General features: G+C 53.5%; 6 protein-coding genes. 4 read left to right on the top strand and 2 right to left on the bottom strand.

Annotated features, from left to right (window positions below; translation table 11 throughout):
- The first annotated feature begins 534 nt into the window (after nt 1–534).
- Nucleotides 535–684, top strand: coding sequence for a hypothetical protein (locus tag ACOJWD_RS03550; protein WP_486991844.1), 150 nt, complete (start codon nt 535–537; stop codon nt 682–684).
- Nucleotides 684–1112, top strand: a complete 429-nt coding sequence (locus tag ACOJWD_RS03545) for a type II toxin-antitoxin system death-on-curing family toxin (RefSeq protein WP_486991843.1) — start codon at nt 684–686, stop codon at nt 1110–1112. The genes ACOJWD_RS03550 and ACOJWD_RS03545 overlap by 1 nt, the downstream gene beginning before the upstream one ends.
- Before the next feature lie 881 nt (nt 1113–1993).
- Here ACOJWD_RS03545 and ACOJWD_RS03540 read toward each other — a convergent pair.
- The gene (locus ACOJWD_RS03540; RefSeq protein ID WP_486991842.1) at nt 1994–3736 is read right to left on the bottom strand and encodes a peptide ABC transporter substrate-binding protein; all 1743 of its coding nucleotides are present in this window, start codon (nt 3734–3736) and stop codon (nt 1994–1996) included.
- 839 nt (nt 3737–4575) lie between these two features.
- Between ACOJWD_RS03540 and ACOJWD_RS03535 the strand changes: the two genes are divergently transcribed.
- Nucleotides 4576–5496 (top strand): hypothetical protein, encoded by a 921-nt coding sequence (locus ACOJWD_RS03535; protein WP_486991841.1) that lies wholly within the window; start codon nt 4576–4578, stop codon nt 5494–5496.
- 8 nt (nt 5497–5504) lie between these two features.
- On the top strand, nt 5505–5759 hold the full coding sequence (locus tag ACOJWD_RS03530) for a hypothetical protein (protein WP_486991840.1): 255 nt from the start codon (nt 5505–5507) through the stop codon (nt 5757–5759).
- Nucleotides 5760–5823: 64 nt separating this feature from the next.
- Here the strand turns inward: ACOJWD_RS03530 and ACOJWD_RS03525 are convergent.
- The coding region (locus ACOJWD_RS03525) for a glycosyltransferase (protein ID WP_486991839.1) at nt 5824–7216 on the bottom strand (1393 nt) is incomplete at its 5' end.

The raw sequence follows: 7216 nt of genomic DNA, 5'->3' as shown, positions 1-7216 counted from the left end.
CCCGAATCCATGATTTTCATCGTCTTGTCATTCTAACCCCGGCGACCCCACGCCGTCATTGGAGAGTTCTACTATCGCTGGAAAAGAAGCGCTATAATGGGACACCATAGAGTCCCTCGGTCACGTGATCATACGGGCTGGCTAAGCCCGAGGAATCGGTTAAAATCCCAAACGATCTCTGCTCAAGACAAGGGCCCCCTTTGCCCGCATAACCCTCGATGGGGAATGGCACCAAAAGGGGCGTATGAGTGAGTGTGGATTGGCTGTGAACACGAAAGAGGACGAGGCCTGGGGCGACGAAGTGCGCCGTCTGTGATTAGCGCACCCCGAGGCTCCCGACGAGAAGTCTCTCCATGCTTTGCCATCAGGGATGAAATCGCCGTAGACGACACGCAAACGCTTCAAGAACCGGGCACGATATGTCGAATATTTGGTCGCCCTTCCGCATACAATCTCCTGAGGCGATTGTTGACAAGCGCGGAAGGGTGTTCCACTATGGTAAGACAATGGCAGTTCAAAAGGGGGGCACGGAAAATGGCGAAGCCAGTGCGCACTCTGAAACTCGGGGCCATCAAGCGGGTGACCATTCCCTCGGATTCAGAGGTTAATGCGGCCTTTATGCAACTCGGCGACAAGATTCAGCAGCGCCACATCGAAGCATTCAAACGGTTGGCCGACCGGTAATGCGTTGGGTATCGCTCACAGAGGCGATCCTATTCCAAGAACGCATGGTCAACGCGACGGGAGGATCCGTCGGGGTTCTTGATAGAGGGAAACTAGAGGCTGCTCTTGCGCGGCCTCTTGCTATTGTCTTCAATCATGAGCCCTTTCCTACGCCGGCCCTGAAAGTGGCGGCACTCATTGACAGTATTATTACCACCCATCCATTTCGAGATGGCAATAAGCGAACCGCCATGGGGCTGGGCTTGGCCATCTTAGAGTTTAATTTCCCATTGATCAAGGTTCCGTTAGACGACGACATCGAAGATATGGCTGTCGCACTGGCTGAACGCCAGATCACTCTACGCGATATCGCGCATTGGCTCGAAACGTTATATGGCTGCTCGACGCTGACCCCGGGTGACTTCGATCCGTCCGATCTTCATGCCTAACGTCTTTGATGCCTTACCTGCGATTTCGCCAGGGGGTCTCAAAAGCCGGCGGAACTGGCGGGAGTGGTGCACCACCTGCAGATAGTGCGCTATGAACGTGATTTGATGGTGGTCCAATGCGGCGGAGCGAGGATTCCGTGTCCCTACGTGGGCATGGAAACCGAAGGCCGTGAGGTTCACCAATGCCCCGATTGGAGCGCCTAGTGGCGAATGGTCGTCGTCGTGACAGGGAGACTCTGGGTGCTGGTGACATTGGGAAAGAGGGAACTTGGAGACCCCGTATCCGGCAGATGCTAGGCGACCCGCCAGCGGCGGAGAGCTGTATGCATCCGTGCGTGATGCCACTCCGCGAATTCATAGCGATAGGTAGGCCACGAGAGAAGCGCCGCCAGCTCCTCGTCTCCCGGTATTCCTGCCGGGTGCCGCGGCAGCTTTTGAAATGGAGGTGGTGGCTTTTCAGTGCGCAAAACGTTCTTTGATTTTCTCGGTTTTATCTTGGGCTGACTTCAATCTGGGAATTGGCCAACTTACGCGACGCCATCGCCCCATCAACCTGCCAATGGTCATCACGGACTTCAGTCTCCGTGATGCGGAGCTAGGGCGAGTAGTTCAGCATCCGTCAACACGGGAAGGGAAGTATTATGCTCTGGATACGTGGATCCGCGAACGGTGTCGGGCCGTTGTGGCTAAACGCTGGAGTCGGAGCCTGGCCCTCGGCTGGGAATGAGCCATCACCGCCTCGAAGCGTTGTGCTTTCCTTCTCTCGACGTGGTGATCGCCAATCGCCAGCAACAGGAAACAGGGGAGCCAAGCCGTTTTGAATCGGCGAGGCCGCCCTGTTTCCATCCATATCATGGTTTATGTGAAGCGAAGCATACAAGTTATGACGACGAGGAGACCCACCAGTACTGCATTGCGGGAATATAGGTGGACGAACCGTAGTTGGCTTGCACATCATGGACCTGGGGTAGCACAACCACTTGGGTGGCAGTACTTTGTAGCCATAATACCGGAAGTTGTTTCGCGGTATAGACCTCATATTGGAAGAACTGCGCCAGACTGGCTTTGGAATTGGCATACGGAGTATGCGTGCCATCAATGAGAGAATCCTCTTCGTTGTTGGAGTATCCAAAACCGGAGGGGGCATTAGTAGAAAAGAGCTGTCCACCTGACGGATACCAACCGGGACCATCATAGGCCCAGCCACTGCCACTCCCCAATTGCCAAGTATTTAGCACTTTGGGATTGCCGGTTTCTCCAATAAAGGTGGCAAACGGTTCACCCTTTAAGGTGACATCAATGCCCTCTTTAGCCCAGTCTTGCTGCAAGAGTTCCACCGTTTCTGTCTCAGCATTGTCGCCAGAGGTGTAGAGCATGGTGAACTTCATCTGTTCGCTACCTTTGGTCATGACACCGCCGACGTCTTTCCAGCCATGGGACTCGAGAAGATTTTTTCCTTTGGTCGGATTATAGGGGTAGAGACCGGTGACGGAAGGATCATAGAACTTGGTCTTGGGCAGCGAAGGAATCGGTCCATAGAGCGGCGCGGCTAAGCCATCATCAATGTCCTTATCAATCGCCGTCTTATCAATCCCCATTTCCATGGCTTGTCTCACATACAGATGATCAAAGATGGGGGCCGAAGTGCTTCCCGGACGCATGTTGAGATAGATGTAATAGGTGCCAAGAGGAAAGGCCTTAAAAAGCTTGTCGCCATCGCGGGTGAGTTGGCCCGAGGCACTGAGTTGGCTTGGAGAGAGATAGCCGACATTGACCGCACCGGTCTTCAGTGCGGCAAATTCAGCGGCATTGGACCCTTCCCAAGCAAACACCACTTTGTTGACGATGGACTTGTGCCCAGAGTAATTCTTATTAGGCACCAAGACCCACTCTTGATTCTGCACCGCACTTTGGAGCTTAAAGGGTCCGTCAACCACCTTTAAGACATTGGGATTGGTGCCCATCGAACCCAAATATTTAATCTCTTGCGCCCAGTTCGAACCATCGACATCCAGCGTCTGAGCCGGCAGTGGGGTGATCTGAATGAGTCCGTTATAGATAAACCACTCTTGGTTGGCAGGCTTATCCAGGGTAAACGTGACCTCGTAGGGATTATTCTCGACCACGCTCTTCACACCACTCGGAATGTCTCCAGTGCCGGCACCGACAAAGGGCCAAGGGGTGGGTGCGCTGGGGGCTGACGCCGCCTTGATGACATTCCAGGTAAAGAGCACATCTTTGGCGGTCACCGGCGTGCCGTCAGACCACTTCCACTTCTTGTTCAAAAAGACGTGATAGACAGTTCCGGCCTTGTTATAGGTGATGTGGCTAGCGATAGAAGACTTCCAGTCGATTTGATAGGCGTTATTAATCCACAAGAGCGGCTTAATCATCTGATCCTGCAATTGACCATTGGCTACCGAGTCATTTTCAGCGTCGGTAATGGGGAGATACCAGTCCACGTTGACCTGAGGAGACATAGCCCAAACAATGGTGCCCCCGGGTGTCGGCTTATTGGATGAGGCCGAGGAAGTGGGCGCTGAGGTACTACCACACGCCGCTAAGAGACCGGTAAGGCTGACGGCAAGTGCACTGCTAATGATAGCGAAATGGCGTTTCTTCATGGCGATACCATCCTCTCTCAATAAAAAATAACCGGTGAATTATTGTGTCGCACTATTCGATGTTGTTGATAATAGTCTAATGGTATGATATTTCGGCGTTTTAGGGAAGAGATTTTTGTGGAATTGCGACTTTTCATTGAATATGCTCATGCTATCAACATCACAGGTCGGCTTTCAAGGGTGATTATGTTCGTTGCCATGGCTATAGATGTGGAACCGCGTTGGTGCCGATTCTAGGTCAGATATAGTGGACTTTATACCGCATGCAAAATGGGCGTCTCAGTTCATCGAGAGAGATTTTCGCGATGCAGCGCACTAGACGGGGCAAGCGGTGCTGGGGGTGATCGTGGTGCCCAAAATGGAGAATGACCATAGCCAATACTCAAAGACAGGACGACAAGATTAGCCGGCTCCACCGGCTGTATATGGATGGTGCGCTGAAGCTCGCAAGAGCACTGCCGTGTATCGTGCACACTGGGTGGTCTGCCGACACGCGAAAGAATTCGATGAGTAATTGAATGCCTTACAGGGTTCCCTGAATATGGGCAAGAGGTCAATCATCGGTATGTCTATTGTTGGCGTTGAATTTGTGCTGTTTCATACGATCAAACGGTGCCCACCAAATATCTCCTCGCCTGCCACCTTTTGAGAGCCCAGACGGTATAATGAAGACCTAGGCGCAAAGCGTTTCTAGAGAGCTCACGTGATTTGTTCGGTCCACGGCCCATTCTGACCCACAAAACCACGTAGGCTTTCTCCGCAGAAAAGACGTCAGGACCTCATCGCGGCGACGAAAACCAATATAGAAATTCTGTTTACCCCGAAAGGAGTTAACCACCTTGATGAAACATACCCTCATTGGCACAGGAGTCCTCGCGGTCGGACTGCTGGCTTTCGTTGGAGGAGACACGCCGGCACTGGCAGCGGCGGCAGGATCACTGGGGACGAATACGGTCACCCTGACTGCAAGTCAACCGCTACTACGTACCGGACAAATGGTTACGCTCTATGCGACGAGTCCCGCACCATTAGCGAACGGTCAACAATTGGCCATAATTGACGAGACCACCGGGCAAACGGTGGCGAGTGCTACCACGGGATCCAGTGTCTCGGCGACGTGGTCTAATAACAGCGCCGTGACGCAAAACTTTCAAGCGGTGCTGACCGAAAACAGCAAAACATTACCAATTACGTGGTCTGACGTCGGTACCGGAGATGATCGTGGCTATGCCAATGCCGCAGGCGACACCGTATCCCTTAGCGCCCCTCTGACGGACACCGCCAATACGCCGATTACTCTAACGGCCAGTCCGACCGGATTTACCGATCCGGTCTATCAGTTCTGGTACGCATTGTCGGGTGGGTCATGGGAAAGTAGTGGGGCATTCTCCGCTAGCTCCTCTTATACCTTTACGCCGCCGAGTGGCCTTGTCGATGTGTTAGTCTATGCGCGTGAAGCCACGGCCCCAGCTAACGAATCCGCCACGGAGCGGGCGACGTATGAAGCGAAGTCAGACACCGCGTCCATTGCGGTCGCGGCAGGGACGACTACCACGACTACGGGTACCGGAAGTGGCTCGGGCAGCACGACGGGTTCAGGCTCTGGTTCGACCGGGACCAGCACCGGGTCTACAGGGACGGGAACGTCTGGCAGCGGCTCGGGGAGTTCGAGTACTGGAAGCGGAAGCACCGGGACCAGCAGCACGAACCCAATACCAACGCTTGGGTGGGACTGTCCACCATCAATCAAGTGGCAGTAGGGGACGGCATGCAATTTACCGCAAATGCGGTCGGTATGACCAATCCCGAATATCAATTTTGGTTCCTCAGCCCGAATAACCAGTGGGAGAGTAGCGGGAGCTACTCGCTCTCGAACACCTTTAACCTGACGGCTACAGCCCAAGGGGACTGGAAAGTGGTAGTCTACGCTCGCCCAGAAAATGCACCAGCCAATGAGACTACGGCAGAACGAGCGGAGACCACGGTAGAGAGTCCCGATATGATTGTGGCGGTACACCCCTAAACGAATGCACCACGTTGTGCGCCCTAGTAAGCCGCGTCCTTAGCCCGATGGCATGGGACGCGGCTTAGTATTCCGACAACGGATCGCGCATAGGAGTGTCAACGCGATACTGGGGTCCATTGGCATTAAAGAGATTGGCTAAATCCACGGCATACTGTTCATAGAGTGGCGCATGTAGATGACTGAGAAACTGATAGAGCAGCAATACATTGCTGCGATTAAATCCATGGGACATCGAATCCGGCCGAATTCGATAGTGAAAGAGTGGTTCGGGAATGGCCACGCCACCATACCCCGCTTCAACCATCGAAACCACCGCCTCCCAATCCTCCATTCCATACGCCATGAGAGACTTATTCGCACTATATCGCAAAAAGAGATCGCGGCGCATCACCAAGGCGCTGCTATTCAGTGTGTTGTGATAGAGGAGGTAGGGAAGTTCGGTATTCCAGGTCGGCCAAATGGTTTGATTACCCGGTTCACCGAAATATTGCGCCCAGGCTCCCACCATGGCCACGTTGGGATAGTGCTCCATGACGGCCACGGCTCTGGCATAGTAGTCTCGCGAGACGATATCGTCAGCATCAAGAAAGGCGACATATTTGCCACGGGCGGCTTTGGCGCCGACATTGCGAGAGGCCGCAAGGCCCGCATTTTTTCGCCGCAAGACGCGTACTTGTTCATAGCGTTCTTCCAGAAGATATAATTTCGCGATACTCGCAATTTCGGTGCTGCCATCATTCACAATAAGGATTTCATCAGGCACCAAGGTGGATGCTAAGAGGCTTTCTACAGTGTCTTTGATGTATTCACCCAAGTTGTAATAGGGGACGACGGCTGACAGCAGCGGAGATGACGGACTCTCTTTCATTCTCTCGTCGTTCTTCGCACTGAGCGACACGAACGGGAAGGCGGTTTTCCGATGATGGGAGGCGATGACCTCACTAAAGAGAGCCTCTTTGGCCTCTGCAATCGTCAGAGGGTTTGAGAGCATCTCCACACTCTCGCGTGCCTTTCTGCCAATGCGTTTCCATTCTTCTTCGGGGAGTGCCAAAATCTTTTGGATGCTTTGCGATAGTGCCAGGGGACTCCCATGGGAAAAGAGAAAGCCGCTTTCGCCGTGACGGATGACGTCACGCTGTCCTCCGCTTTGAGCCGCCATCACGACGCGCTGATAGGCCATCGGTTCGAGCACGGCATAGGGGAGATTCTCAAAGTATGAGGGGACGATGACTAAACCCGCGCTTCTTAGAATGGTCGCGACCTCTTCTGGGGTCTTTAATCCGTGAAAGACTAGGCGGCCCTCGTCGATAGCCTGTGCATAGGTTTTTTCTAGCAACGTTTTCATTGAACTTTGGCGAGGATAGAAATGACTGTCGCCCCCAACTACGTGAAGCGTCACGGCCTCACCCTGTTCCCAGAGGTATGACATCGCCTCTAGAAGCGGCATGATGCCT

It is taken from the genome of Sulfobacillus sp. TH-112 (genome assembly GCF_057473405.1).
Note: the sequence above shows the minus strand (reverse complement) of the source record. Positions and strands in the feature narration are given on the sequence as shown.

Bases quoted from the DNA above. Each gene is read 5' to 3' on its own strand.
- ACOJWD_RS03550 (WP_486991844.1), top strand. From the start codon at position 535: ATGGCGAAGCCAGTGCGCACTCTGAAACTCGGGGCCATCAAGCGGGTG.
- ACOJWD_RS03545 (WP_486991843.1), top strand. From the start codon at position 684: ATGCGTTGGGTATCGCTCACAGAGGCGATCCTATTCCAAGAACGCATG.
- ACOJWD_RS03540 (WP_486991842.1), bottom strand. From the start codon at position 3,736: ATGAAGAAACGCCATTTCGCTATCATTAGCAGTGCACTTGCCGTCAGC.
- ACOJWD_RS03530 (WP_486991840.1), top strand. From the start codon at position 5,505: ATGCAATTTACCGCAAATGCGGTCGGTATGACCAATCCCGAATATCAA.